Source organism: Paenibacillus terreus (assembly GCF_042138595.1).
Classification (GTDB): domain Bacteria; phylum Bacillota; class Bacilli; order Paenibacillales; family Paenibacillaceae; genus Paenibacillus; species Paenibacillus terreus.
Genome location: NZ_JBHIRX010000008.1, coordinates 218,772 through 243,905 on the forward strand (window position 1 = coordinate 218,772; position 25,134 = coordinate 243,905).

General features: G+C 53.0%; 21 protein-coding genes. 2 read left to right on the plus strand and 19 right to left on the minus strand.

Annotated features, from left to right (window positions below):
• Nucleotides 1–560 precede the first annotated feature (560 nt).
• The 3 genes from ACE5KN_RS16355 to ACE5KN_RS16365 form a co-directional block, all read right to left on the minus strand.
• Entirely contained in the window at nt 561–1,463 is a 903-nt protein-coding gene (locus tag ACE5KN_RS16355; RefSeq protein WP_375533112.1) for a transposase, read from the minus strand.
• Between the two features lie 913 nt (nt 1,464–2,376).
• Complete coding sequence (gene ilvA / locus ACE5KN_RS16360; protein ID WP_375528595.1) at nt 2,377–3,651, minus strand: threonine ammonia-lyase IlvA; 1,275 nt, start codon at nt 3,649–3,651, stop codon at nt 2,377–2,379.
• A gap of 196 nt (nt 3,652–3,847) precedes the next feature.
• Nucleotides 3,848–6,133, minus strand: a complete 2,286-nt coding sequence (locus ACE5KN_RS16365; RefSeq protein WP_375528596.1) for a beta-glucosidase — start codon at nt 6,131–6,133, stop codon at nt 3,848–3,850.
• A 158-nt stretch (nt 6,134–6,291) separates the two neighbouring features.
• Between ACE5KN_RS16365 and ACE5KN_RS16370 the strand changes: the two genes are divergently transcribed.
• Nucleotides 6,292–7,545: a helix-turn-helix transcriptional regulator gene (locus ACE5KN_RS16370; RefSeq protein ID WP_375528597.1), complete on the plus strand. Its 1,254-nt coding sequence runs from the start codon at nt 6,292–6,294 to the stop codon at nt 7,543–7,545.
• A 73-nt stretch (nt 7,546–7,618) separates the two neighbouring features.
• Here ACE5KN_RS16370 and ACE5KN_RS16375 read toward each other — a convergent pair whose 3' ends face one another.
• From ACE5KN_RS16375 to ACE5KN_RS16390, 4 genes are all read right to left on the minus strand, one after another.
• Entirely contained in the window at nt 7,619–8,230 is a 612-nt protein-coding gene (locus tag ACE5KN_RS16375; protein ID WP_375528598.1) for an alpha/beta hydrolase, read from the minus strand.
• A 171-nt stretch (nt 8,231–8,401) separates the two neighbouring features.
• Entirely contained in the window at nt 8,402–9,226 is an 825-nt protein-coding gene (locus tag ACE5KN_RS16380; protein WP_375528599.1) for an aldo/keto reductase, read from the minus strand.
• 17 nt (nt 9,227–9,243) lie between these two features.
• A complete protein-coding gene (locus ACE5KN_RS16385; protein WP_375528600.1) occupies nt 9,244–9,540 on the minus strand; it encodes a putative quinol monooxygenase in 297 nt (98 codons plus the stop codon).
• A gap of 318 nt (nt 9,541–9,858) precedes the next feature.
• Complete coding sequence (locus ACE5KN_RS16390) at nt 9,859–10,587, minus strand: SDR family oxidoreductase (protein WP_375528601.1); 729 nt, start codon at nt 10,585–10,587, stop codon at nt 9,859–9,861.
• Nucleotides 10,588–10,826: 239 nt separating this feature from the next.
• On the opposite strand from ACE5KN_RS16390, the gene ACE5KN_RS16395 reads away from it, so the two are divergent.
• Complete coding sequence (locus tag ACE5KN_RS16395; protein WP_375528602.1) at nt 10,827–11,162, plus strand: winged helix-turn-helix transcriptional regulator; 336 nt, start codon at nt 10,827–10,829, stop codon at nt 11,160–11,162.
• Nucleotides 11,163–11,218: 56 nt separating this feature from the next.
• Here ACE5KN_RS16395 and purD read toward each other — a convergent pair whose 3' ends face one another.
• From purD to purE, 12 genes are all read right to left on the minus strand, one after another.
• Nucleotides 11,219–12,484: a phosphoribosylamine--glycine ligase gene (purD, locus tag ACE5KN_RS16400; protein ID WP_375528603.1), complete on the minus strand. Its 1,266-nt coding sequence runs from the start codon at nt 12,482–12,484 to the stop codon at nt 11,219–11,221.
• A gap of 24 nt (nt 12,485–12,508) precedes the next feature.
• Nucleotides 12,509–14,056: a bifunctional phosphoribosylaminoimidazolecarboxamide formyltransferase/IMP cyclohydrolase gene (gene purH / locus ACE5KN_RS16405; protein ID WP_375528627.1), complete on the minus strand. Its 1,548-nt coding sequence runs from the start codon at nt 14,054–14,056 to the stop codon at nt 12,509–12,511.
• 291 nt (nt 14,057–14,347) lie between these two features.
• Nucleotides 14,348–14,965, minus strand: a complete 618-nt coding sequence (gene purN / locus ACE5KN_RS16410; RefSeq protein WP_375528604.1) for a phosphoribosylglycinamide formyltransferase — start codon at nt 14,963–14,965, stop codon at nt 14,348–14,350.
• Nucleotides 14,965–16,005 carry a phosphoribosylformylglycinamidine cyclo-ligase gene (gene purM / locus ACE5KN_RS16415; protein ID WP_375528605.1) on the minus strand — a complete coding sequence of 347 codons (1,041 nt, stop codon included), beginning with the start codon at nt 16,003–16,005 and terminating at the stop codon, nt 14,965–14,967. The genes purN and purM overlap by 1 nt, the downstream gene beginning before the upstream one ends.
• Before the next feature lie 398 nt (nt 16,006–16,403).
• Nucleotides 16,404–17,885 (minus strand): amidophosphoribosyltransferase, encoded by a 1,482-nt coding sequence (purF, locus tag ACE5KN_RS16420; protein WP_375528606.1) that lies wholly within the window; start codon nt 17,883–17,885, stop codon nt 16,404–16,406.
• On the minus strand, nt 17,870–20,113 hold the full coding sequence (gene purL / locus ACE5KN_RS16425) for a phosphoribosylformylglycinamidine synthase subunit PurL (protein WP_375528607.1): 2,244 nt from the start codon (nt 20,111–20,113) through the stop codon (nt 17,870–17,872). The genes purF and purL overlap by 16 nt, the downstream gene beginning before the upstream one ends.
• Nucleotides 20,091–20,780 carry a phosphoribosylformylglycinamidine synthase subunit PurQ gene (purQ, locus tag ACE5KN_RS16430; protein WP_375528608.1) on the minus strand — a complete coding sequence of 230 codons (690 nt, stop codon included), beginning with the start codon at nt 20,778–20,780 and terminating at the stop codon, nt 20,091–20,093. The genes purL and purQ overlap by 23 nt, the downstream gene beginning before the upstream one ends.
• 4 nt (nt 20,781–20,784) lie before the next feature.
• Nucleotides 20,785–21,030 (minus strand): phosphoribosylformylglycinamidine synthase subunit PurS, encoded by a 246-nt coding sequence (purS, locus tag ACE5KN_RS16435; protein WP_355324592.1) that lies wholly within the window; start codon nt 21,028–21,030, stop codon nt 20,785–20,787.
• A 71-nt stretch (nt 21,031–21,101) separates the two neighbouring features.
• Complete coding sequence (locus ACE5KN_RS16440) at nt 21,102–21,980, minus strand: phosphoribosylaminoimidazolesuccinocarboxamide synthase (RefSeq protein ID WP_375528609.1); 879 nt, start codon at nt 21,978–21,980, stop codon at nt 21,102–21,104.
• 95 nt (nt 21,981–22,075) lie between these two features.
• Nucleotides 22,076–23,371, minus strand: a complete 1,296-nt coding sequence (gene purB / locus ACE5KN_RS16445) for an adenylosuccinate lyase (protein WP_375528610.1) — start codon at nt 23,369–23,371, stop codon at nt 22,076–22,078.
• Nucleotides 23,368–24,537 (minus strand): 5-(carboxyamino)imidazole ribonucleotide synthase, encoded by a 1,170-nt coding sequence (gene purK / locus ACE5KN_RS16450; protein WP_375528611.1) that lies wholly within the window; start codon nt 24,535–24,537, stop codon nt 23,368–23,370. The genes purB and purK overlap by 4 nt, the downstream gene beginning before the upstream one ends.
• Nucleotides 24,534–25,019 (minus strand): 5-(carboxyamino)imidazole ribonucleotide mutase, encoded by a 486-nt coding sequence (purE, locus tag ACE5KN_RS16455; RefSeq protein WP_375528612.1) that lies wholly within the window; start codon nt 25,017–25,019, stop codon nt 24,534–24,536. Before purE ends, purK begins: the two co-directional genes overlap by 4 nt.
• Nucleotides 25,020–25,134: the final 115 nt, after the last annotated feature.

The window sequence follows — 25,134 nt, forward strand, 5'->3', positions numbered from 1 at the left end:
TTGACCGTGGCAAGGCATGCGAACTCGCTGCCCGGAAGCCTTGCACGATTATCCCGTTGGATCAGGCAAAGAAAAACAGAAAACCCGGAAGCGAAAATCGACTTTAGGCGCGTTAAAGAAAATAACGGATCAAGTGTGGCACGAAAATGCCTGTTGTTACGCTATTCAGGACAATCGAACGGGTCTATTATTTTGGGATTGTGCCTTATGGAGAAGCAGATCGATTCGAGATTATGGGGTGATCTTAGGAGAAAGCAGATCGGTTCGATATCATGAGGCGATCTTAGGAGAAAGCAGATCGGTTCGATATCATGAGGCGATCTTAGGAGAAAGTAGATCGGTTCGAGATTATGAGGTGATCTTAGCAGAAAGCAGAGCGTTTAGGTGATGTGAAACCGACCAAGAGAGAAGGAGGGGGCGGATCAGAGCCCCGAAAAAATAAAAGACCCTGGCCCTCGTTGTCGCTTGAACCTGAGTTTTTTCGATGTCCTCGTTCATGCTAACCCACACCGTTCAACCCACGCACATCATGCTCACCTTTCCTCGTTCAAACCCTGTGATCAGGACGCAGCCGCAAGAGACTGAAATGGTTGGCGCGCGATCAGTCGGCGGTAAGGGATCGCCGGAATCGCCACGCCCATGTACAGCAACTTCTGCCACATCGGTTCTTCCGCTCCGGGCAGGCGCAGTCGGCGGCGTATGGTGTACTCGTTGAGGTACGCCTGCAGATGCTTCGTCCCTAAGGCTATATACGTACGCTTCAGCGATGTCCACGCCTCGCTCACCACTTTCCGCAAGGGTCTATACAGCCGAAAGGCTTGAGGGAACGACTGTACCCCCGATGAACGGACATCTACCTGTTCGTTGATGAACGCAGCGAGTTCGAGTCGATTCGCTCCGTTCCCATCTCCCCTCATCTGCGGGACCAGACTGATTTTGACCTGCTCCGGCTCGCCCGACTCGGTGACCGTGCATCCCGCTACGACTGCCGAAGCATGCGGATGAGGAAACTGTGGCCGGCCCGGATTACGCCCATACAGGTCGCTGTTCACCTTCACGTCTCCGCAGAGCAGCTCCCGGACATCGAACTCCCCGATGGCATGGCGGATGCGGTGCAGCATCAGCCAGGCGGTCTTGTAGGTGACCTGGATCACCTGGCTCAGCCGCATCGCCGAGATGCCGTCGGGCAGCATGAACAACTCCAGCGCCTGGAACCACTTGGTCAGGGGGAGATGGGTGCGTTCAAAGATCGTGCCGACCAAAGCCGACGTTTGATGCGCACACCTGGCGCATTCGAACAAGGGAATGCGCCGGGAAGTCAGACGACTGCAGCGGGTGTAAGCGTAACGCGGGCAGACGAAGCCGTTCGGCCACTTCATCGCGATCAATGCCTCCATGCAGTCCTGCTCGTTGTGATAACGACTGCTAAAGGATTGAAGTTCTGTTTCCGCTTGGATTTCCATGTCTGCTCACCCCCGAATCAACAAAATAAGAACATATGTTCTTTTTACCATTATACCAAACATATGTTCCTGTTTCAAGCCGAACATCCCACTAAAGCTGCCTCTTTTTTTCGTATCTCTTTTCTCTTTATTCCTTCTCCTAGGCTCACCTCAACCCCCGCATTCTGAGCAAACGGGATAATCATGCAAAGCTGTATGAAGAGGCATCAGGCATCAGGTAACGGACACCAGATACCAGATACCAAACATAAGATACCAAACATAAGATACCAAACATCAGATACCAAACATCAGATACCAAACACCAAACACCATACCCTATAGACACCCGTCTCACTCTGGATACTGGACTCTGAGCGGGGCGAATCCCCTTCTTCCAAGAAAGCTAGAAAAAAGTGTCCGCTTTGATACAGCGTTAACTCCAGCAGTGGATCCCTGTTTTGCCCAGTTGCATCAAGCAAGGCCTGTTTGCCGATTTCATGCTGCGAAAGTTGAGTTCTAAATTCTATAATCTTAAGAAAGGGGAGTCCCATTAATCTGGAACTCCCCTTTTGCATGCTCTGTGGCACTCGATGAATGAAACATTTTTCCACCAAAGAAAACTTCAATCTTCTGCGGCGGGGTTCAGACAGGAGAGCTGTTATTCCTGCAAAATCCCGCTTATTTCACTTTTACCGGACCGAGGTGCCGTTATCCGTGCATTTTTCCGTCTGTTCGCCTCAAATTGGGGCCGATAAGGACTATGGAGTCCGAAGTTTTAAAAAAGCAGCTTAATTAGCCGATTTAACGTTTTTCCAATCCGCGAAGAGGAATGTTACTGCTCTTTTCCATCGAAATTTGAAACTGCCGGAATCTCATTTGAAACACACTTAGTGGAAAGGACTCCTTAATTATGGGTCTTCTATACCACAAATCAGATCAGCATATTGAACAGATCCACGTCCTTGTTCAGCTCCGTATATCGGAGTCCCTTGCGGTTCATTCGCTCGATCAGCGGCAAATAGTCCTCTTTATGCAGGAGCTCGATGCCGACAAGGGCCGGTCCGTTCTCCTTGTCGTTCTTTTTCGTATATTCAAAACGGGTGATATCGTCGTCCGGTCCGAGCACGTCTTGCAGAAATTCACGCAAAGCGCCTGCACGCTGCGGGAAATTGACCATGAAATAATGCTTCAGGCCCTCATACATCAGCGAGCGTTCCTTGATCTCCTGCATCCGGTCGATGTCATTGTTGCCTCCGCTGACGATACATACGACCGTTTTACCCTTGATCTGCTCCCGGTACATGTCCAATGCGGCCACAGGCAGCGAGCCCGCCGGCTCCACCACGATGGCACTTTCGTTGTACAGCTCCAGAATGGAGGAGCAGGCTTTGCCTTCCGGCACCTTCACAATGTCGTCCAGCACGTTCGAACAAATGCTGTAGGTCAGTTCGCCAACACGCTTGACGGCTGCGCCGTCAACAAATTTATCGATTTCCTCCAGGGTGACAACGCCGCTCTGGCGCAGCGCCTCGCTCATCGAGGCCGCACCCAGCGGCTCTACTCCGATCACCTTGGTAGACGGACTTACGGTTTTGATATACGTGCCCACACCGGCTGCCAGCCCGCCCCCGCCAATGGTCACAAACACATAATCTGCGGGAGCATCCAGGCTCTCCATGACCTCCATGCCGATCGTGCCGTTGCCTGCAATAATTTTTGCTTCATCAAAAGGATGAATGAACGTCATGCCCTGCTCTTCGCACGTCTTGATGGCTTCTTCGTAGGCATCATCGAACGTATCTCCCGTCAGAATGACCTCCACACTGCTGCCGCCGAAGCGGCGCACCATTTTGACCTTCTGGTTGGGCGTCGTGCTGGGCATATAGATTTTGCCATGGATGCCGAGAGCGTTACAGGAAAAAGCGACACCCTGGGCATGGTTGCCTGCGCTGGCGCACACGATGCCCTTGCTTAATTCCTCCGTCGAAAGGCTGCGAATCATGTTATAGGCTCCGCGTATTTTGAATGAACGCACTACCTGCAAATCCTCACGTTTCAAATAAACGTCACAGCCATATTTGGCCGACAGCATCGCATCCCGCTGCAAGGGCGTCCGCACAATCACCTCGCGCAGCATATGATGCGCCCGCACGATATCCTCCATTCCCACCGATAGCTCCCGCTGGGAAGTATGCTCCTGTTTCATAAGTTCCCCACACTCCGCTTACTTTATATATATCTATATCCTATGAATCCGGCTGCTAGAAAACACCGCTTCCGTTATCATACCACGTTTATCAGCGGAATGCGTAAAGTCGGCCTGTTTTTTGGGACAGCCAAAAAGGCCGCCCGTTCCATGGAAACAGGCGGCCCGCACAGCTCGATGCCAAGCTGATGTCAGCTTATGGCTTCATCGGCTTTTTATTCAAATTTTCGATCAGCTCCGCAAGCTTGGCGTCTCCCTCAGCGGAGCCGCTGAAGGCGGATACGGCGCGCAGCGGCAAATATTTCATCATCGCTTCGCCCATCTCGCCCATGGATTCGTTATCGAACAAGCCTGGCATGGAGTAATTTTTCAGGAATGTATGCACGTGTTCTCTCTCTTCATCGGTCAGGCCCGGATGGTGCAGCAAATCGCCGATGAGGGAATTGCGGTGAACCCGTACAGGAAGCGGCTGTGCAGATACGACCTCTACTTTGTCGGTGAGAGCGATATCCGCCGAGGAAGAACCGGCCAAAATCGTAAATGTGCCGCTCTCCACATGCCAATCCTTAAGCTCCACGTTGTAGTAAGCAAAGGCGCGTTTGTCCAGCGTGATGGTTACCGTTTTTTCCTCTCTAGGCTGCAGCTCCACCTTGGCAAAACCTTTCAGCTCTTTGGCAGGGCGGATAACGGAGCTCTCATCGTCCTTCACATAGATCTGGACGGTTTCCTTGCCGGCCATGCTGCCTGTATTTTTTACGCTTACCCGCACTTCAAGGGTATCGGTGTCCTTGATGCTGGAGGAGCTGAGTGTCAAGCCTGTATATTCGAACGTCGTGTAGCTCAGACCGTAGCCGAACGGGAACAGGGGCTTCACATTTTTGGTGTCATAATAACGGTAGCCTACGAAAATGCCCTCACGGTATTCCACACGGTCCCCTTCACCCGGGAAGAACAGGTAGGAAGGGTTATCGCTGAGCTGCTGCGGGAATGTTTCCGCCAGCTTGCCGCTCGGATTCGCTTTGCCATACAGCAGATCCGCGATGGCGCCCCCGCCTGCTTGACCGCCGAGGTAGGCTTCGAGCACTGCTTTTGCGGAGCCAAGCCATGGCATTTCCACTGGAGCTCCGTTGCTGAGCACCACTACCGTATTTGGCTGCACAGCAGCTACGGCCTCGATCAGCTCAATATGCGCTGGCGGCAGCTGCAGATGCTGACGGTCGTAACCCTCGGATTCATAGCGGTCAGGCAGCCCGGCGAAGATGACGGCCACTTCCGCCGCTGCCGCTGCCTTCTTGGCTTCTTCCACCAGCTGCACGTCCGCCTCATCCTGCTCAATACGGTAGCCCTGCGCATACTGCACGCTGCCTTCGCCCGCCAGCTTGCTCAGCTCTTCCAGAGGTGTGTCCAGTTTGGTCGGCACGATATGCGAGCTGCCCCCACCCTGGAAGCGCGGTTTCTGCGCGAATTCCCCGATTACGGCAACTTGCTTGCCCGGGGCAAGCGGGAGAATGCCGTTCTCGTTCTTGAGCAGCACCATGCTTTCCGCTGCGACCTTGCGAGCGAGCGCGTGGTGGGCTTCCGCGTCATAGGTGGCGTTCTCCTTTTTATGGTCAACCGCTTTGAAAATAATCGTCAGCAGACGCTCAACGGCACGGTCCAGCACCTCTTCGGACAGCTTGCCGCTTTTCACCGCTTCGACAATCTTGCTGTCGCCGATGCCGCCGCTTGAAGGCATTTCCAGCTCCAGACCCGCTTCAAGACCCTCAGCACGTTCGTTAACTGCACCCCAGTCGGACACAACAAAGCCTTCCAGGCCCCATTCGTCCTTCAGGATGTCTGTCAGCAGGGTTTTATTTTCCGAGGCATAGGTTCCGTTTACCTGGTTGTAAGAGCACATGACCGTCCAAGGCTGGGATTGCTTCACGGCCCCTTCAAAGCTGGCCAGGTAAATTTCCCGCAGCGTACGCTCATCCACGACGGCATCCACAGACATCCGGCGATGCTCCTGGTTGTTCACCGCAAAATGCTTCAGCGAAGTGCCGACGCCCTGGCTTTGTACCCCCTGGATATGGTTCGCGGCCATCTCTGTGGACAGATAAGGGTCCTCGGAGAAGTATTCGAAGTTTCTGCCGCAAAGCGGGGAACGCTTGATGTTGGCGCCGGGGCCGAGCAGAACGGCTACATCCTCAGCCTGACATTCTTCACCAAGCGCTACGCCCACTTCCTGTACAAGCTCCCGGTTCCATGAGGTAGCAAGACCGGCCGCGGAAGGAAAACATGTGGCAGGCACACTGTCCATCAGTCCCAGATGGTCCCCGCCTTCTCTTTGCTTACGCAGCCCGTGAGGCCCGTCCGTCACCATAATCGAAGGAATTCCGAGACGCTCAACACCCTTCAAACGCCAAAAATCCTTACCGGAGCACATGCCTGCTTTTTCCTCAAGTGTCATTTGCGCGATCAATGCTTTAATATCTCTGCTCATGGTTGATTGCCTCCCTGCGGTAAAAAATATATTTGGGCTAACATTTATAATAGCGTTTACATTCTTTATTTTATGGTTGTTGCCGCAGCAGTTATGGTATTTATTTTGGATTTTCGGTAAAATTTTTATGAGAGCTATAGGAAAGGATGTTTTTCACCTTGGGTACACAACAGGGTTTGCCATTTGAAGCAGATTATATTTGCCGCTTGATTTATGATGCCTATCAGATCCCGGTCTGTTATCTTGATCCGTCCGGACAGCTCGCCGCGGCGCAGCCTGAACCTGCCCGTATTCCGGTAAACCCGCTTCACGCTTCGCTCAGGGATGCGCTTGATGGATTGCTTGAGCCTGACGAACCCAGGGACTTCCCTATTCTGAAAGCTACCGCTTATCTCGAACGTTATGTCACAGTCAGGCATGATGCCGCGGATGGAGAATCCGGGTGTTTCCTCCTGGGACCGGTATTGTTTTACCGCATGAACGAGCAGTCTGTAACGGGGCTGATGGCCGATTGCGGCATTCCGCTTAAATACAGGGACGAGCTGATCAGCTATTACAATTCTGTGCGTTATGCCGGGAAAACCCCGCTGCTGCAGGCCGGCATTCTGCTGTATTCCCTTATCAGCGGCAGGCAGCTTGAATTGGAAGAGGCCTTGTCCCGCAACCGTGCGTACAAGCTGTCGGCGGATTGGCCTGAGGATAATATTTATTTGAGCCTGGCCGACCGGCGGGAGAACGTTATGCTGCATAATGACCCTGTGCTGGAAAAAACGATGCTCAACTATATCCGGGAGGGCCGCAAGGAAGAGCTCGTCGAATTTCTGGAGGAAGGCAGAGGTTTTGAGAATCCGGGGGTGCTGTCGAAGAAAAGCAATTTGCGCAGCCAGAAAAATCTGTCTATCTGCGCTATCGCCCTTGCCACCCGCGCCGCTGTGGATGGGGGCATGCCACTTGAAATGGCTTTTACCTTAAGCGATCTCTGCATCCAGCACATCGAGGAACTGCATGAGGTTGGAGAGGTCATTCGTTATACGAATGAGGCTTTGTGCGATTTTACGGACAAGGTGCGGTCTGTACGGGAAAAACGCTATTCCAGGCCGATATCCGTCTGCCTGAACTATATTTACAACCACATTTACGAAGACATCGGCCTGAATCGGCTGGCAGAGGAGGCCGGGCTTCATCCCAGCTATCTCTCCAGCCTCTTTCGCGAAGAAACCGGGCTGTCCATTACGGAATACGTGCAACGGGCCAAAATCGAAGAGGCCAAGAAGCTGCTGACGCTCACCGATTACTCCCTGGCCGATGTATGCAGCAGGCTGCGTTTTAATGATCAAAGCTATTTCACAAAGGTATTCAAAAAATATGCGGGGGTCACTCCTCGCGTATTCCGCAGCCATCCGGGGGAGTAAGAAAAACCGTCTATCGCCAGAGCATCGCTGCCTTTTAGACGTAGACGGTTCATGTCTAAGCTCGGTCAATCGGTCAAACTGTGTACTGTTCCGCAAACCAGCGTGCGGCAGCCTCCACCTCTGTCCGTGTAAGCTGATGGCCGTGCCGCTCCCAGTGCATCGTCACTTCGGCGCCTGCGTTTTCCAGCATGTTTTGCAGCTCCTGCGTGCCCTGTACCGGAATCATGGAATCATTCTCCCCTGCGCCGATAAACACCGACAGGCCGGCCAGATCCGGAAGCTGGATATCACGGAGTGGCACCATGGCATGATGGAGAATCGCACCGCGCAACACATCCTTTTCATGAAAAATCATGCTTGCCGCGATATTCGCGCCATTCGAGTACCCGATGGCCACCACGTTGCGGCGGTCAAATTCATAACGCTCCGCAGCTTCATCTACAAAAGCGGACAGCTCCTTCGTGCGCAGCACAAGGTCCTCCAGATCGAATACCCCTTCAGCCAGCCTGCGGAAGAAACGCGGCATTCCGTTCTCCAATACATTTCCCCTTACACCCAGAACGGAGGAGCCAGGAGATATCATTTCCGCCAGCGGCAGCAGATCATGCTCGTTGCCTCCCGTTCCGTGCAGCAGCAGCAGTACAGGCGCGTCAGGGTTGCTTCCTTTACGAAATATATGGTTCATAACCAACAGCCACCTTTCATTTAATTTTAATATTAAGATTCTTATATTTGAATATTATTATACACAAGATCAAGCTACCACACAACCACCAATCGAATCTTCGTCCAACACGCAAAAAAGCGTTCCGCTTCCGCACCCTTATAAGCACGGAAGTGAACGCTTTTCAAGTCCTTAGAACAAAAACTCGTCCGGATTGGAGCCTGTACGCTCGTTCTTGTTCAGTGCGCTGATCCGGCTAACTTCCTCTGCCGTCAGCTCGAAGTCAAAAATATCGGCATTCTCGCGGATGCGGGACTCTGTAACGGATTTTGGAATCGTTACAATCTCCTGTTGGATATGCCAGCGCAGAATGACCTGCGAAGAGGTTTTGCCGTATTTAGAGGCAATTTCGGAGATATCGGCATTGTCCGTCAGTTTCCCCTTCATGAGCGGGCTCCAGGACTCGATCTGAATACCTTTATCACGGCAGTAGCTGTACAGCTCCCGCTGCGTCAGGCAGGGATGAAGCTCCACCTGGTTCACTGCAGGTACGATATTGCTGTCCTTCAGCAGGTCCTCAAGATGATGCACATGGAAATTGCTCACCCCGATGGCACGGACGCTGCCTTCTTCATACAGGCGCTCGAAGGCTTTCCATGTTTCTTTATATTTATCTTTGCCCGGCCAGTGGATCAGGTATAGGTCGATGATGTCCAGGCCCAGACGCTTGCGGCTTTCTTCGAAGGTGCTGAGTGTGGAGTCGTAGCCCTGTCTGTCATTCCACAGCTTTGTCGTAATGAAGAGCTCTTCTCTTGCAACTCCGCTGTCCTTGATAGCCTGTCCGACTTCCTCCTCGTTCCCATAAATCGCTGCTGTATCGATACTGCGGTAGCCGGCGTCAATCGCGACTTTAACCGCCTCATACACTTCATTGCCTGTGGCCTTGTATGTACCAAAACCGAACCAAGGCATCTTTACGCCATTGTTAAGGGTGGTAGTATCCGTGATTTTACTCATCCGGTTCTCCTCCTTTTTTACTTCACCTGATCGGCGTTAGCAAATACGTTCACCTGCAGAGGTTCGGCCAGGCATTCCGGAGCAGCCGCTACAAAGCTTTGAAAATGCGTCGTCTGATTATGAAAATCAACCGCCGCCTGATCCTTCCATTCCTCCACCATGGTAAATTTATTCGGATCATTCACATCCTGCATCAACGTGTAACGCTGGTTGCCTTCTTCCGCCTGCGAAGCTTTAACCAGTTCCTCCGTCAGCTTCAAAAACGCCTCCCGTTTCTCCGGCAGAACGTTCAGGTTGGCATGAATAATAATCATGGTTCATCTCACCTTTCACTTCGTTTGGTATGTATTTCCCGAAAATAGACCGCTTATTAAAATGCCGTTAAGCAAGCACTAATTTTATTATATCGTAACCAAAAAATCGTGTGAACTCTATTCCAACTCCGCTGTAAAAAAACAAGACTCCCAACCGTCTAAAATCCAGTCGGTTGGGATGGCAAAGTCTAATTTTAATTTGATGAAGTCGCGGTTAGTATCAACGTCATTGTTGTTGATTTGGATATTGTAAAATTATTGTTACATGACGTTTATTCTGAATCCTATGGCGATTTGCTGTACGCTCCGCATTGTGTTTTACCAAGGTACGACCCCGTTTTCATCAAAAAAACCTCCGGTAGGACCATCATCTGCTATTGTGGCAAGTTTCACTACAATGGAAGCCGCTTGTTCAACTGAACGATAGCCGCTATTTCCATTCAAATCGGTAGCTGTAAAGCCAGGGCAGACTGAGTTAATCTTAATTGAAGAATTGCTTAATTCTTTGGCAAACAACACGGTTAAAGCATTCACCGCCGTTTTGGAACTGTTGTAAGCAAGTGAATTCACATTATAGAATTCGGATTTTGGATCCGTATTTAAGGTTAATGAACCCAATCCGCTGGAAAGGTTGATAATCCTCCCGGAGTAAGACTTTTTAAGCAATGGGATCATAGCCTTTGTGACAGAAAACACCCCAAAAACGTTTGTCTCGTACGTTCTCTTGAGATCCGGCAGCTCCAGTTCACTTGGAGGAACGTTGTCTTCCAAGAACACGCCTGCATTGTTAATCAGTATGTCAAGTAATCCATACTGCTGCTCAATTTGTTTGGCTGCGGATTGAATGATACTAGGGTCAGTAACGTCAAGAACCAGTGCTTTAGCCTTTATGTTCTCCATTTCCAACACCCTCACAGCTTCTTGCCCTCTTTTTTCATCTCTTGAACCCACTAAAATCTCAAATCCCATTTTACCCAATTGTCTGGCCGTCTCAAACCCAATGCCTTTATTTCCCCCTGTAATCAATACTTTTCTGGAATTATCCATTATTCTTCCTCCTTCTAATTTCAAAAAATTCCTTCCAGCAAACTCGCCTAAGAGTGCAAATAGCTATGGCTGCCTTTATTTGAACTTCCATAACTTTCCCCCCATACCGATTACATACGTATTATCATAATGAGCACTCCCTTCGTTTGGGTTGAAATATCTGATATAGTTAGCATAATAAAAATGATTGAGTGATGTAAGTGCGCACATTTTTGTAACTTAATGAATGGGGTGACAAAATGGGGAAAGGATATGGCGATTGTAGTTTAGAGGTCACAAGGGCCTGTCCCATCGAAATGACCTTACACATCATAGGTGGGAAATGGAAGGGCATCATTATCGATATCTTATCTGAGAAATCTGTCAGATTTAATGAACTTAAAAGATTAATTCCAGGAATTACGCAAAGAATGTTAACGCTACAGCTAAGGGAATTAGAAACAGATGGAATTGTGAAAAGAAAGGTAGAGGATACTGTTCCACCAAAAGTAGAGTATTCTCTAACCGATCAGGGGGAGAATTTATCTCGCATTCTCGAATCCATGAGAGTTTGGGGGAATAAATATTATAAGTAAATAGTTAGAAAAGGGCGCTCCCCGGCCCAAACAGCTCAGGGAACGCCCCATAAGATTTAAATCAATGCTTTTGCTGCAATATCCGTACGATTGTGTTTTCCTTCAAAAGTAATCCGCTCAGCCTGTTCGTAAGCCTTGGCACGTGCGTCAGCGATATCGCGGCCCAGTCCGACGACACCCAGCACACGTCCGCCGTTCGTCACCCATTCTCCAGCCTCGTTCACGGCTGTGCCGGCATGGAATACGATGGCTTCCTCCGCTTGGTCAAGGCCGTGGATCGGCACACCTTTCGGATAAGAGCCAGGATAGCCGCCCGATGCCAGCACAACACACACCGCTGCTTCATCCTTCCACTCAATTTCCACGTCAGCCAGTGTTCCATTCACCGCAGCAAGGAAAATCGACAGCAAATCCGATTTCAGACGCGGCAGCACCACCTGGGTCTCCGGATCGCCAAAACGGGCGTTGAACTCCACCGTCTTCGGCTTTCCGTCCGGCGAAATCATCAGCCCGGCGAACAGCACGCCCGTAAACGGTCTGCCTTCCGCCACCATAGCCTTGGCCGTCGGCTTGATGATCGTCTCCACCGCTTCTTCAATGATGGAATCCGCAATATGCGGCAGCGGAGAATAGGTTCCCATGCCACCGGTGTTCGGTCCTTTGTCTCCGTCATAAGCAGGCTTATGATCCTGCGCAGCCGCCATCGGGCGTACAGTCTCACCGTCCACGAAGGACAGAATGGACATCTCCTGCCCCTCCAGAAACTCCTCGATGATAACCTGCGAGCCTGCCTCACCAAATACCTTGTCCACCATCATGTCGGACAGCGCCTTCTCGGCCTCTTCCATCGTGTAGGCTACTGTTACCCCTTTACCAGCCGCGAGGCCGTCCGCTTTAATAACTACGGGAACCTTCTGCTCCAGCAGGTAGGTGCGGGCTTCGTCATAGCTGTCAAACTTGCGGTAAGCCGCTGTCGGAATATTGTACTTATGCAAAAGATCCTTCATGAACGTCTTGCTGCCTTCAATCTCGGCTGCATTTTTCCGCGGACCGAAGACCGGGATGCCCTTGGCTTCAAAAGCGTCCACAATACCGGCTGCCAACGGATCGTCTGGTCCGACGACCACGAGGCCAACCTGTTTCTCCTCTGCAAAAGCCGTCAGCCGGTCAAACTCAAATACCCCGATGGGCACGCATTCAGCCAGCTGCCCGATGCCCGCATTCCCCGGTGCACAGTAGATGGTTCCTGCCTGCGGGCTCTTCTTCAGTGCCCATACAATGGCATGCTCGCGGCCGCCGCCGCCGATGACCAAGATGTCCATTCTTCAATTCCTCCCGAACCGGTTTTAGTGTTTGAAATGCCGCACACCCGTGAACACCATAGCGATGCCGTGCTCATTCGCCACCTTAATGGATTCCTCGTCCTTGACCGATCCGCCAGGCTGGATGACCGCCGTAATGCCCGCTTTGGCCGCCAATTCCAGGGTGTCTCCCATCGGGAAGAAGGCATCGGATGCGAGCACTGCGCCTTTCGCTTTGTCTCCGGCCTGCTCAATGGCAATTTTCGCAGCGCCGACACGGTTCATCTGGCCGGCTCCTACACCGACGGTCATACTGTCCGCAGCCAGCACGATCGCATTGGATTTCACATGCTTAACTACTTTCCACGCGAACAGCAGCTGCTTCAATTCCTCCTCGGAAGGAGCGCGGTCTGTGACCACTTTGAGGTCCGCCGGATCGATGGAATGAACATCGCTCTGCTGCACGACCATGCCGCCTTCAATGGAAGTCACAACAAACTGGCTTGTACGGTCACTGGCAGAGTCAATCTCCCCCGTATCCAGCAGGCGGATATTCTTTTTCTTGGTCAGGATGTCCAGCGCCTCTTGTGTAAAGCCAGGAGCAAGAATGATTTCCAGGAAAATTTCGCTCAGCTTCGCGGCTGTATCGCTGTCGATGATCCGGTTCGCCGCCACGATTCCGCCAAAAATCGAAGTTGGGTCCGCAGCATATGCCTTGCTGTACGCTTCGTAAATGCTTGCACCCGTACCCACGCCGCAAGGATTCATGTGCTTAACGGCCACAACCGCAGGCTCCGTGAATTCCTTAACAATCTGCAATGCGGCATTGGCATCGTTAATGTTGTTATAGGACAGCTCTTTACCATGCAGTTGCTTTGCCGAAACGAGCGTACCACCGGCCGCAAGCGGCTTGCGGTAGAAGGCTGCCTGCTGATGCGGATTCTCGCCATAACGGAGATCCTGAACCTTCTCATAAGTTACTGTAAAGCGCTCAGGAAGCGGATCTCCGGTTACATTGGAGAGATAGTCCGAGATCAGGGCATCATAAGCAGCTGTGTGACGGAATACCTTGGCGGCAAGACGTTTGCGGGTTTCAAGCGTGGTATCTCCACCACCGCGAACCTCGTCGAGCACGGAGCGGTAATCATCTGCGTCTACCACGACGGTGACAAAGGCATGGTTTTTGGCTGCAGAGCGCAGCATCGTAGGTCCGCCGATATCGATATTTTCAATGGCATCCTCATAGGTTACATCCGGTTTGGCGATCGTTTCAGCAAAAGGATACAGATTCACAACCACAAGATCGATGTAATCGAGGCCCAAATCCTTCATCTGGCGCTGATGCTCTTCGTTGTCCCGCACGGCCAGCAAACCGCTGTGCACAGCCGGATGCAGCGTTTTGACACGTCCGTCCATAATTTCAGGAAACCCGGTCACATCGGAAATCCCGATCACCGGAATTCCTTCCTTCGACAGCAGACTGCTGGTACCGCCTGTCGAAATAATTTCCACACCCAGATTGGACAATTCACGGCAAAAATCCACGATACCCCGTTTATCCGATACACTGACTAAAGCTCTTTTGATCACGATTTATCCTCCTATCTTTCCAACCCATTACCCGCCAGGAAAATGGGTTGGAAAGGCAGCTTCTGCTGCTTGTTTTATATCCAAACCCAAACCCGCCAGACAAAGGGCGAAAGGCAGCTCCTGCTTTTTTATTTTTAGCTTTTACTTCTTTAAAACCGACACGATTGCTCGAAAGGCGGCTTTTGCTGCCCCACACTATTTCCCGAGAAATATCGGAATATGACTTGCCTGACCTGCTTGTATTTTGACAAAAAAAGAGCCGGTTGACATGAGACGCCAGCCACGCGCTGCAGATTAACGCCGGATGACCGTAACCTTTCTGCCCTCCAGCTTCACCCGTTCCTCCGCAAACCACGAGACCACTTCAGGATATAAGGTTCTTTCTTCCGCTTGAATGGCTGCCGACAGGGAGTCCCGGGTGTCTTCCTCCGTGACAGGCACAGTTCGTTGGGCAATAATTGGCCCTGTATCCATGCCTCCATCCACAAAATGGACTGTAATTCCGCTGACCCTAACGCCGTACTGCAATGCTTGTCCGATCGCATCCTTCCCCGGAAACGCCGGCAGCAGGGAGGGATGAATATTGATGATCCGGCCCGCAAACGCTTCTACCATCACGCTGGAAAGCAGACGCATATAACCGGCCAGCACGACCAGGTCGATTTCTTTCTCACGCAGCATGCCGACCAGCTCGCGTTCGTAAGTCTCCCGCGCAGCATAATCTTTGGGCTGGAACGTATAACATTCAATGCCCGCGGCCTGCGCCCGTCCGACAACAGGCGCCGCAGGTTTATCACAAACAAGGAGCTTGATCTCTGCTCCACCGAGCTTGCCTTCTGCGGCGGCATCCGCAAGAGCCTGAAAATTGCTGCCCTGGCCTGAAGCAAACACCGCCACCCGGTACGCTCCCATTACACTTCCACTCCCGTAAAGGTTACCCGCGAGTCGCCCTCAGTAACACGTCCAATAAGGAAGGCTTCTTCGCCTTGCTCACGCAGGATCGCCAGAGCAGACTCCGCGTCCTCCTGCTTCACGACCATGACAAGCCCGATGCCCATGTTAAAGGTCGTGAACATATCACGGTTGGAGATGGCTCCCTTCTCCTGCAGCAGCTTGAAGATCGGCAGAATAGGCCATGAGCCGTATTCAATATCTACATTTACATTGTCCGGAAGCATGCGCGGAATATTCTCGATAAATCCGCCGCCCGTAATATGGGCCATGCCTTTAACCGTCAGCTTTTCCAGCAGGGCAAGCACAGGCTTTACATAAATTTTGGTCGGCTCAAGCAGCACATCTCCCAGCTTTCCGCTCAATTCAGCAACCTCATCCTGCAGGCTGTAGCCGCTTTGTTCGAGCAGCAGCTTGCGCACCAGGGAAAAGCCGTTGCTGTGCACCCCGCTCGAAGCCAGACCGATGACGGCGTCGCCCGCGGCAATCGTGCTGCCGTTAATCACCTTGCTTTTGTCGACAATACCCACGGTAAAACCGGCAATATCGTATTCGCCCTCGCTGTACATACCGGGCATTTCCGCCGTTTCGCCGCCGATCAGGGCACAGCCGGACTGGTGACAGCCTTCGGCAATACCGGCCACAATCGCCTCGATCTTCTCGGGAATAACACGGTCGCAGGCGAGATAGTCCAGAAAAAACAGCGGCTCCGCACCCTGCACCACGATATCGTTCACACACATGGCGACCGCGTCAATGCCAATCGTGTCATGGCGGTCCATGGCGAAAGCGAGCTTCAGCTTGGTTCCGACCCCGTCGGTGCCGGATACGAGCACAGGCTCCTCGTATTTGTCTTTATTCAATGCGAACAGCCCGCCGAAGCCGCCCAAATCCGCCATCACTTCCGGACGGAAGGTACGCTTCACATGCTTCTTCATCCGTTCTACCGCTTCATTGCCGGCAGCGATATCCACACCAGCCTGTTTGTATGCGTCGGACACTCAATAACACTCCTTCTTTAGACTATAGAATTTGGTTCAAAATCGAAATCGGTGCTTAACCGGGGGTAAATGCGAGTCCATATAAAAGCGCGAAAACTCTAACGGTTGTGAGCGAGGCTATTTGGGTAAAAACAGTGGGTTACAAAATGTAACGGTTGCCAGCGAGGTTATCTCCCGTTTTTCCGCTGGTAAAGAGACTATTTCTTCTATATAAGCGCGAGTGCAACCGTTAGAAAAGAAACCTTGTTTTTCTCAGCCGAATAAGCTCTATGACAACTGTTAGCAAAGAAATGTACCGCTAATCTTATATAAGGTCTGGCAATATTTAATGACACTAATGTTTGAACCCGTTAACCATTAGACAGGAATGGCCAAAAAGCCATTTTATGCCCGGTGCTTCAGCAGCTGCAGCCAAATTTCTCCTCACCGTTGAAATTCACCTGTGTCGGATATTCGTTGTCGAAGCACGCGAGGCAGAGCCCGCCTTTGGGATCGGAGCTGTTATTGCCGCCGACGGCCTCAATCAGCCCTTCAAAGCTCAGAAAATGAAGCGAGTCCGCATTAATTTCCTGACGGATTTCTTCAATAGTCTTGGAGGAGGCAATCAGTTCCTTGCGGTCCGGCGTATCAATGCCATAGAAGCACGGGTTTTTGAACGGCGGCGAGGTAATGCACACATGCACCTCCGTCGCTCCCGCATCACGCAGCATGTTGACGATCCGGCGCGATGTCGTGCCGCGCACAATGGAATCATCGATCATGATGACACGCTTGCCTTCCACGACCCGGCGCACGGCGCTAAGCTTCATCTTCACGCCTTGCTCCCGCAGCTCCTGGCTAGGCTGGATAAAGGTCCGTCCGGTATATTTGTTTTTGATCATACCCAGCTCATAGGGAATGCCCGTCTGCTCTGCATAACCGATGGCGGCAGAGATACTTGAATCCGGCACACCGGTAACAACATCCGCGTCGATAAAACATTCCATGGCCATCTGGCGGCCCATCTGTTTACGTGCCGCATGCAGATTGGAGCCGTTCAGATCGCTGTCGGGACGTGCGAAATAAATATATTCCATGGCACATAGAGCCTTACGGTGCTTTCCGTGCTCGAACCGTTCTTCCCGCAGTCCATCTTTGTCCAGCACCAGCAGCTCGCCGGGCTCGATATCGCGGATTAGCTCAGCACCAATGGTCTCCAGCGCGCAGGTCTCGGACGCGAAAATATAAGCGCCGTTCAGGCGTCCCATCGTCAGCGGACGCAGGCCGTGCGGGTCGGATGCGGCGATCAGTTTGTCATTGGTCATGACGAGAAAAGCAAAACCGCCCACAATCTGGTTGAACGCATCCTTGGCCGCCTCAACCAGATCCTTCGGCGAGCGGGCGATCAGATGCGCCACGACCTCGGTATCGCTGGTCGTCTGAAAGATCGAGCCGCTTTGCTCCAGCTCGCGCCGGATTTGCAGGGCATTGACGATATTGCCATTCGTCGCGACAGCCAGATCCCCGTCACGGTACTTGAACACCAGCGGCTGGGCATTGGTCAGCTTGCTGTCCCCGCTTGTAGAATAGCGAACATGCCCGATGGCGATATCGCCCCCCAGCGAGGCCATAATATCCTTGTCGAATACTTCTTTCACCAGCCCCATGCCGCGATGGTAGTGAAATTCACTGCCGTCGCTGACGCAGATGCCCGCGCTTTCCTCACCTCGGTGCTGCAGCGCATGCAGTCCGTAATAGGACAAAGAAGCGGCATCGGGGTGTCTGTACACCCCGAAAACTCCGCATTCCTCTTTTAATTTATCGAATAACCCGTCCTTGCCGGATCCTTCGTTGTAATAATCCCCTGTCCAGAGCGTCTGTGTCATCAGTTCATCAGACATGGAATGACATCCTCCCAGGTTTGCTTCAGGCTTGCCACAGACTCTTGCACCCCAGGCTGTCCGTTGACCTCAATTGTCAGCTCGGAACCTTCAACCTTGCCGAGAACGGACACCGGAATGTCCAGCCCGCGCAGGTACGATTCCAGCGCTTCCGCTTTGTCAGGAGCGGCGGACAGCAGAATCCGGGACTGGCTTTCACTGAACAGCGCCACATCCGGACGAAGCTCTGTCGTCACGTTCACCTGTGCGCCCAGACCGCCGCTGATGCAGGATTCCGCCAGCGCAGCAGCCAATCCGCCCTCCGCCAGATCATGAGCGGAACGGACCAGACCTGACTGAATGGCACCCAGCACGCCTTTCAGCAGTTTTTTCTCCGTATCCAGGTCAAGCTGCGGCGGACGTCCTTCCGATACGCCATGCACGACAGCCTGGAACTCGCTGCCGCCCAGCTCGGCTTTGGTGTCGCCCAGCAGCAGAATAACGTCACCTTCCGCCTTGAAGCCTTGTGTCGTAATATGATCCGTATCATGTACAAGGCCAACCATGCCGACCACCGGCGTCGGATAGATTGCGCCTTTGGCATTTTCGTTGTACAGGCTGACGTTGCCACCGATCACCGGCGTATCCAGCACACGGCACGCTTCCGCCATGCCGTCTACCGCTTTTTCCATCTGCCAGAAAATATCCGGCTTCTCCGGGCTGCCGAAGTTCAGGTTGTCCGTGATAGCCAACGGCTCGCCGCCGGAGCAGACGATGTTGCGCGCCGCTTCGCTGACGGCAATTTTGCCGCCGACTTCAGGATCAAGGTACACATAACGCCCGTTGCAGTCCGTAGTCATCGCCAGCCCTTTGCGGGTGCCGTGAACCGTAACAACTGCCGCGTCCGAGCCCGGACGAACGGCCGTGCTGGTGCGCACCATGTAGTCGTACTGCTCGTATACCCATTTTTTGCTTGCTACGCTTGGGGAAGAAAGAATCTTGTTCAGCGCTCCGCCAAGATCCTTCACTTCTTCGTAACGCAGTGTATCCACCGCCGCATTCTGTTCATAATAAGCAGGCACTGCAGACGGCTTGTTATAAATCGGGCACTCATCCACAAGCGCGTTCACGGGCATGTCGCCGACAACCTCGCCGTGGTGGAACAGCCGCAGACGGCCGTCATCCGTTACCTTGCCAACCTTGGCGCAGATGACGCCCCAGCGGTCGAAGATTTCGCGCGCCTGCGCTTCATCCTTAGGCTCAACGACAAACAGCATCCGTTCCTGGGATTCGGACAGCATCATTTCATAAGGCGTCATGCCTTCTTCACGCTGCGGCACCTGATCCAGATACAGCTCCAGCCCGTTGCCGGCTTTGCTCGCCATTTCCGCACTGGAGCAGGTCAGACCGGCCGCCCCCATATCCTGAATGCCAAGCACGATGCCGCTGTTGATGAGCTCCAGGCAGGCTTCCATTACGAGCTTTTCCATGAACGGGTCGCCCACCTGCACTGCCGTACGCTTCGCCTCGGATTCCTCCGTCAGTTCAACGGAAGCGAAGGTAGCCCCGTGAATGCCGTCGCGTCCTGTAGGAGGTCCTACATAGAAGACCGGGTTGCCTACGCCTTTGGCTACGCCGCGCTGGATTTTATCATGATCGATCAGGCCGACACACATCGCGTTGACGAGCGGGTTGCCTTCATAGCTTTCATCAAATACAACTTCGCCGCCTACCGTTGGAATACCGATGCAGTTGCCGTAACCGGCAATACCGGATACCACATGCTCGAACAGATATTTGACGCGGTCGCTTTCCAGCTTGCCAAAACGCAGCGAGTTCAGCACCGCTACCGGTCTGGCACCCATGGAGAAAATGTCGCGGATGATGCCGCCCACGCCTGTAGCCGCTCCTTGGTAAGGCTCAACTGCGGACGGATGGTTGTGGCTCTCAATTTTGAATACGACGGCCTGGTTATCGCCGATATCCACGATGCCCGCGCCTTCGCCGGGTCCCATCAGGACACGCGGTCCGCTTGTCGGAAAGCGGCGCAGCAAGGGCTTGGAATTTTTATACGCACAGTGCTCCGACCACATGACACTGAACACGCCGATTTCCGTGTAATTGGGCTTGCGTCCCATGAACTCGCAAATGAGCTCATACTCGCTGTCGGATACCCCCATTTGCTGATACAGTTTATGCTCGGCTACCTGTTCTGCCGTTGGTTCCTTAGCGGACACTTGCTGCGCCATGTTTATCCCTCCATGCGTTCAAAATCGATGTGAACATGCGTTTACCGTCATCGGTGCCGAGCAGCTGATTTACCGCCCGCTCAGGGTGCGGCATCATGCCAAGCACGTTGCCCTGCTCGTTGCAGATGCCCGCAATATCCGTGAGAGAGCCGTTCGGATTGCTTTTATACGTAAAAACGATCTGGTTGTTCGCCTGCAGGCGGGCCAGCGTCTCTTCATCGCAGTAATAGTTGCCTTCGCCATGCGCAATCGGGATGACGATCTCTTCGCCTTCCGCATAATCGCGGGTAAATGGAGTTGTATGGTTAACCACCTTGAGTACCGTGTCATGGCAGCGGAATTTCATGGACATATTCCGTCTTAATACACCTGGCAGCAACCCTGCTTCCGTAAGAATCTGAAAACCGTTGCAGATGCCCAGGATGAATTTGCCCTGCTCAGCCGCCTTGGCTACTTCATTCATGACGGGAGCAAAGCGGGAAATCGCGCCACAGCGCAGATAATCACCGTAAGAGAAGCCACCCGGAACGAGAATGCAATCATAAGCGGACAGATCTGTGGCCGTATGCCAGACATAATCCACCGGCTCGCCCAGCACATCCTCCACCGCTTTATAACAGTCAATGTCACAGTTGGAGCCCGGAAATACCAGTACAGCAAATTTCATGGATTCAGTCCTCCAATTCGTAACGGTAGTCCTCGACTACCGTATTGGCCAGCAGCTTTTCGCACATGGCAGCCACCCGCTTCTCCGCCTCCGCGCGGTCAGCCGTATCGAGCTGAAGCTCCATATACTTGCCGATGCGCAGGCTTTCCACCTCTGCAAAGCCCATGGAATGAAGAGCGCCCTGTACAGCTACTCCCTGCGGGTCGAGTACGCTTTGTTTAATAGTGACATAGACCTTTGCTTTTAACATTTCCTTGAGTTCCTCCTCCGAATGGTGAATCAGATAATGATGAAGCATTACGACAAGCAACCTGCTGTTTCTCAGGACGATGCAGTCAAGCGTTTCAAAATGTCCGTGTATCGCGCGGTCGTTTCCGCTACAACGTCAGCAGGAAGCGGCGCGGGTGTGCTGTTTTTATCCCAATCGGATGCGGCCAGATAGCTGCGTACCGGCTCCTTGTCCATGCTGTCGATCTCGACATCCAGCGCGTAGTTCTCCTTGGCCCAGAAGCGGGAAGCGTCAGGCGTGAAAATTTCGTCGATCAGGATCAGTTCCCCGCCGATCAGGCCGAATTCAAACTTGCAGTCTGCCAAAATAATGCCGCGTTCCTCGCAGTACGCTCTCGCAAACTCGTACAGCTCAAGACTCTTTTGCTCAAGAGCCCCTGTCAACTCCACGCCGACCAGCTCTTTCATACGCTCCAGGGAGATATCCTCGTCATGGCCAACATCATTCTTGGCCGCAGGTGTAAAGATCGGCTGCGGAAAACGCTCGTTCTTGCGCATGCCCTCCGGCAGCGGAATGCCGTTGACTTCGCCGTTCTTCTCATACTGCCTCCAGCCGCCGCCGGTGATGTAACCCCGTACGACGCATTCGATATCGATCCGCTCCGCTTTGCGTGTCACCATAATCCGGTCCTTCAACAGCTCTCTGTCCTTCACCACCGCCCCCAGTTGATCAACATCGGTGTGAATGACATGGTTATCTATAATATGCTTCGTTTTGTCGAACCAAAAGCTGCTGAGCCGGTTCAGGACATTGCCCTTCTCCGGCACCGGCGGCTCCAGCACATAGTCGAATGCCGAGATCCGGTCCGTCACGACGATCAGAAAATGCTCTCCCAAATCGTACAGCTCACGTACTTTTCCTTTATACAGCAGCGGTGCATCAATCAGGTCTGCGGCTGTAGACAGCGCCATGTTTCTACCTTCTTCCCCATGTGAATTCATATTCCAATGCGCTTAAAAATCCAATCCGGCGATAATAAATCCAGCTCACCAATTGATGCTGCTTTTTAAATCAGCCCGAGCTTTTTAAAGATGGTGTCCACATGCTTCAGGTGCCATGCCGGATTAAAGGCATCCTCGATTTCCTCCGCGCTCAGCAGTGCGGTGATTTCCGGCGTCGCTTCCACAATGTCGCGGAACTGGCGCTGCTCCTCCCACGCCTGCATGGCGCGCGGCTGAACGGTGTCGTACGCCTGCTCGCGGCTCATGCCCTTGTCAATCAGCTTTGTCATGACACGGCCGGAGAAAGGAACCCCAAATGTGCGGGACATGTTGCGCTTCATATTTTCCGGGAATACGGTCAGGTTCTTCACGATGTTCCCGAAGCGGTTCAGCATATAGTTCAGCAGCATCGTTGCATCCGGCAGGATGATCCGTTCCACCGAGGAGTGCGAAATATCGCGCTCATGCCACAGCGGCACGTTCTCGTAGGCGGATACCATATGTCCGCGGATGACACGGGACAGGCCGGAAATGTTCTCGCAGCCGATCGGATTGCGCTTATGCGGCATGGCCGACGAGCCCTTTTGTCCCTTCGCAAAAGCTTCCTCCACCTCGCGGAATTCACTCTTCTGCAGAGCGCGGATTTCCGTGGCGAATTTGTCCAGCGATGTAGCAATCAAGGCCAGTGTCGCCATATATTCGGCATGGCGGTCACGCTGCAGCGTCTGCGTGGAGATCGGCGCCGGCTTTGTACCGAGCTTGCGGCAGACGAATTCTTCCACGAACGGATCAATGTTGGCGTAGGTGCCGACTGCCCCGGAAATTTTACCGTATTGCACGTTATCCGCAGCGTGGCGGAAGCGCTCCAGGTTGCGCTTCATCTCTTCATGCCAAAGCGCCATCTTCAGACCGAATGTTGTTGGCTCCGCATGAACGCCATGCGTCCGGCCCATCATTGGCGTATCTTTATAAGCAATCGCTTTTTCCTTCAAAATGTCGATAAAACGGATAATGTCCTGCTCCAGAATCTCGTTGGCCTGCTTCAGCAGGTAGCCGAGCGCCGTATCCACCACATCCGTGGAGGTCAGGCCGTAATGCACCCATTTGCGCTCTGCTCCCAGGCTTTCCGACACTGTGCGGGTAAAGGCAATCACATCGTGACGGGTTTCCTGTTCGATTTCAAGAATGCGGTCGATGTTAAAAGAAGCGTTTTTGCGCAGAGCGACCGTATCCTCTTTAGGAATAACACCGAGTTCAGCCCAAGCCTCGCATGCGCACAGCTCCACTTCCAGCCATGCCTTGAATTTGTTTTCCTCCGTCCAGATCGCTCTCATTTCCGGTCTGCTGTATCGTTCGATCATAACTGATGATTCCTCCAAATATTGGTTTGTTCAATCCATTCCAGTCCGTTCTCCACATCGTCGCAGAGCAGGTTAATATGCCCCATCTTGCGTCCTGTTTTTGCTTCGCTCTTCCCGTAGATATGAAGCTTCGGAATTACGTTAAGACGCTCGGCGACCGTATCCGGCTGTACTGTCCGGGCCACGGCCTGCTCCAGATGCTCACCGAGCAGATTGACCATCACCACCGGCGCCAGCAGCCTGGTATCGCCCAGCGGCAGCCCGCACACAGCCCGCAGATGCTGTTCAAACTGCGAGGTGGCGCAAGCGTCCATGGTGTAGTGGCCGGAGTTGTGCGGACGGGGGGCAAGCTCATTGACGTACAGCTCTCCATCCTCCGTCACGAACATTTCCACCGCCAGCAGCCCCACGGCGTCCAGCGATTCGGCAATGGCCTCGGCCAGCCGTCCCGCCCGCTCGCTCACTTCCGCCGGTATACGCGCCGGTACAATGGAAGCATGCAGGATATTGTTCACATGGATATTTTCTGCAGGCGGGAAGGTTCGTATTTCACCTTGCGTGCTTCGCGCCGCAATCACTGAAATTTCACAGCGGAAATGGACAAAGCCCTCCAGCACCAGTTCAGCTCCCGTGGCCGCCAAATCCGCATAGGCCGCAGCCACTTCCGCCTCACTCCGAATGACCCGTTGTCCTTTACCGTCATATCCGCCGGTGGCCGTTTTCAGCACGCAAGGAAGCCCAAGCTCCTTAACGGCCGCATTCATAGACTCCTGTGATGTAACTTCCCGGTAGGGTGCAACCGGAACTCCAGCGGCTTCAATCGCCCTTTTTTCCCGAATGCGGTGCTGGGTTGTGTATAACAGCTTGCTGCCCTGCGGCACATAGGATTCCCGTTCCAGCATGCCTGCCACGTCTGCATCCACATTTTCAAACTCATACGTAATGACATCACATTGTTCGGCGAGCCGCCGTGCTGCGTCCATGTCGTCATAAGGGGCTGTAATCTGCTCGGCCACCTGCCCGCAGGGAGAATCGGGAGCAGGGTCGAGCGTAACGAATCTGTATCCCATCGCCGCCCCGGACAGAGTGATCATTCTTCCCAGCTGCCCGCCGCCAAGAATGCCCACCGTTGATCCGGGCGGAAGCACTTTGCCGTTAGCTTTCATAGTGTATCACTGCTTTCCAGCACTTCGCTGCGGATGCGATCCCGTCTTGCTTGCACCCGGCTCCGCACTTCCTCATCGAACGAGCCGATGATCTGGGCTGCCAGCAATCCCGCATTCGTCGCCCCGGCTTTGCCAATCGCCACTGTCGCTACGGGAATCCCGCCAGGCATCTGCACGATGGACAGCAGCGAATCAAGTCCGTTCAGCGCTTTGGACTGCACCGGCACACCGATCACCGGCACTGTCGTTTTGGCGGCTACCATGCCCGGAAGATGGGCTGCTCCCCCCGCACCGGCAATGATGACCTTGATCCCTCGCTCAGCAGCCTGTTCCGCATATTCAAACATCAGATCCGGCGTCCGGTGCGCAGAAACGACTTTTTTCTCATAGCTGATCTGCAGCTCATCCAGGATGTCGCATGCATGCTGCATCGTTTCCCAGTCTGACTTGCTGCCCATAATGACGCCTACCTGTATCGGCATGTCCTTCCACACTCCTATTCATTCTTAAAGAGGTTGTTCAAAAAGTCATCTTTTGATCACGAAGAAAGGCAGGAAGCGGACTCGACTTCGAATCTTGAATTCAGCCGGGCCTAAG

What these genes read in the sequence shown, in the direction of transcription:
- purQ (WP_375528608.1), bottom strand. Translation starts at nt 20,780, where the DNA reads ATGAAATTTGCTGTACTGGTATTTCCGGGCTCCAACTGTGACATTGAC.
- purE (WP_375528612.1), bottom strand. Translation starts at nt 25,019, where the DNA reads ATGCCGATACAGGTAGGCGTCATTATGGGCAGCAAGTCAGACTGGGAA.
- purS (WP_355324592.1), bottom strand. Translation starts at nt 21,030, where the DNA reads ATGTTAAAAGCAAAGGTCTATGTCACTATTAAACAAAGCGTACTCGAC.
- ACE5KN_RS16390 (WP_375528601.1), bottom strand. Translation starts at nt 10,587, where the DNA reads ATGGATAATTCCAGAAAAGTATTGATTACAGGGGGAAATAAAGGCATT.
- ACE5KN_RS16375 (WP_375528598.1), bottom strand. Translation starts at nt 8,230, where the DNA reads ATGAACCATATATTTCGTAAAGGAAGCAACCCTGACGCGCCTGTACTG.
- purL (WP_375528607.1), bottom strand. Translation starts at nt 20,113, where the DNA reads ATGGCGCAGCAAGTGTCCGCTAAGGAACCAACGGCAGAACAGGTAGCC.
- ACE5KN_RS16380 (WP_375528599.1), bottom strand. Translation starts at nt 9,226, where the DNA reads ATGAGTAAAATCACGGATACTACCACCCTTAACAATGGCGTAAAGATG.
- ACE5KN_RS16440 (WP_375528609.1), bottom strand. Translation starts at nt 21,980, where the DNA reads ATGGCGCTGTCTACAGCCGCAGACCTGATTGATGCACCGCTGCTGTAT.
- purD (WP_375528603.1), bottom strand. Translation starts at nt 12,484, where the DNA reads ATGGACATCTTGGTCATCGGCGGCGGCGGCCGCGAGCATGCCATTGTA.
- purK (WP_375528611.1), bottom strand. Translation starts at nt 24,537, where the DNA reads ATGAAAGCTAACGGCAAAGTGCTTCCGCCCGGATCAACGGTGGGCATT.
- ilvA (WP_375528595.1), bottom strand. Translation starts at nt 3,651, where the DNA reads ATGAAACAGGAGCATACTTCCCAGCGGGAGCTATCGGTGGGAATGGAG.
- purF (WP_375528606.1), bottom strand. Translation starts at nt 17,885, where the DNA reads ATGTCTGATGAACTGATGACACAGACGCTCTGGACAGGGGATTATTAC.
- purN (WP_375528604.1), bottom strand. Translation starts at nt 14,965, where the DNA reads ATGGGAGCGTACCGGGTGGCGGTGTTTGCTTCAGGCCAGGGCAGCAAT.
- ACE5KN_RS16365 (WP_375528596.1), bottom strand. Translation starts at nt 6,133, where the DNA reads ATGAGCAGAGATATTAAAGCATTGATCGCGCAAATGACACTTGAGGAA.
- ACE5KN_RS16395 (WP_375528602.1), top strand. Translation starts at nt 10,827, where the DNA reads ATGGGGAAAGGATATGGCGATTGTAGTTTAGAGGTCACAAGGGCCTGT.
- ACE5KN_RS16385 (WP_375528600.1), bottom strand. Translation starts at nt 9,540, where the DNA reads ATGATTATTATTCATGCCAACCTGAACGTTCTGCCGGAGAAACGGGAG.
- ACE5KN_RS16355 (WP_375533112.1), bottom strand. Translation starts at nt 1,463, where the DNA reads ATGGAAATCCAAGCGGAAACAGAACTTCAATCCTTTAGCAGTCGTTAT.
- purB (WP_375528610.1), bottom strand. Translation starts at nt 23,371, where the DNA reads ATGATCGAACGATACAGCAGACCGGAAATGAGAGCGATCTGGACGGAG.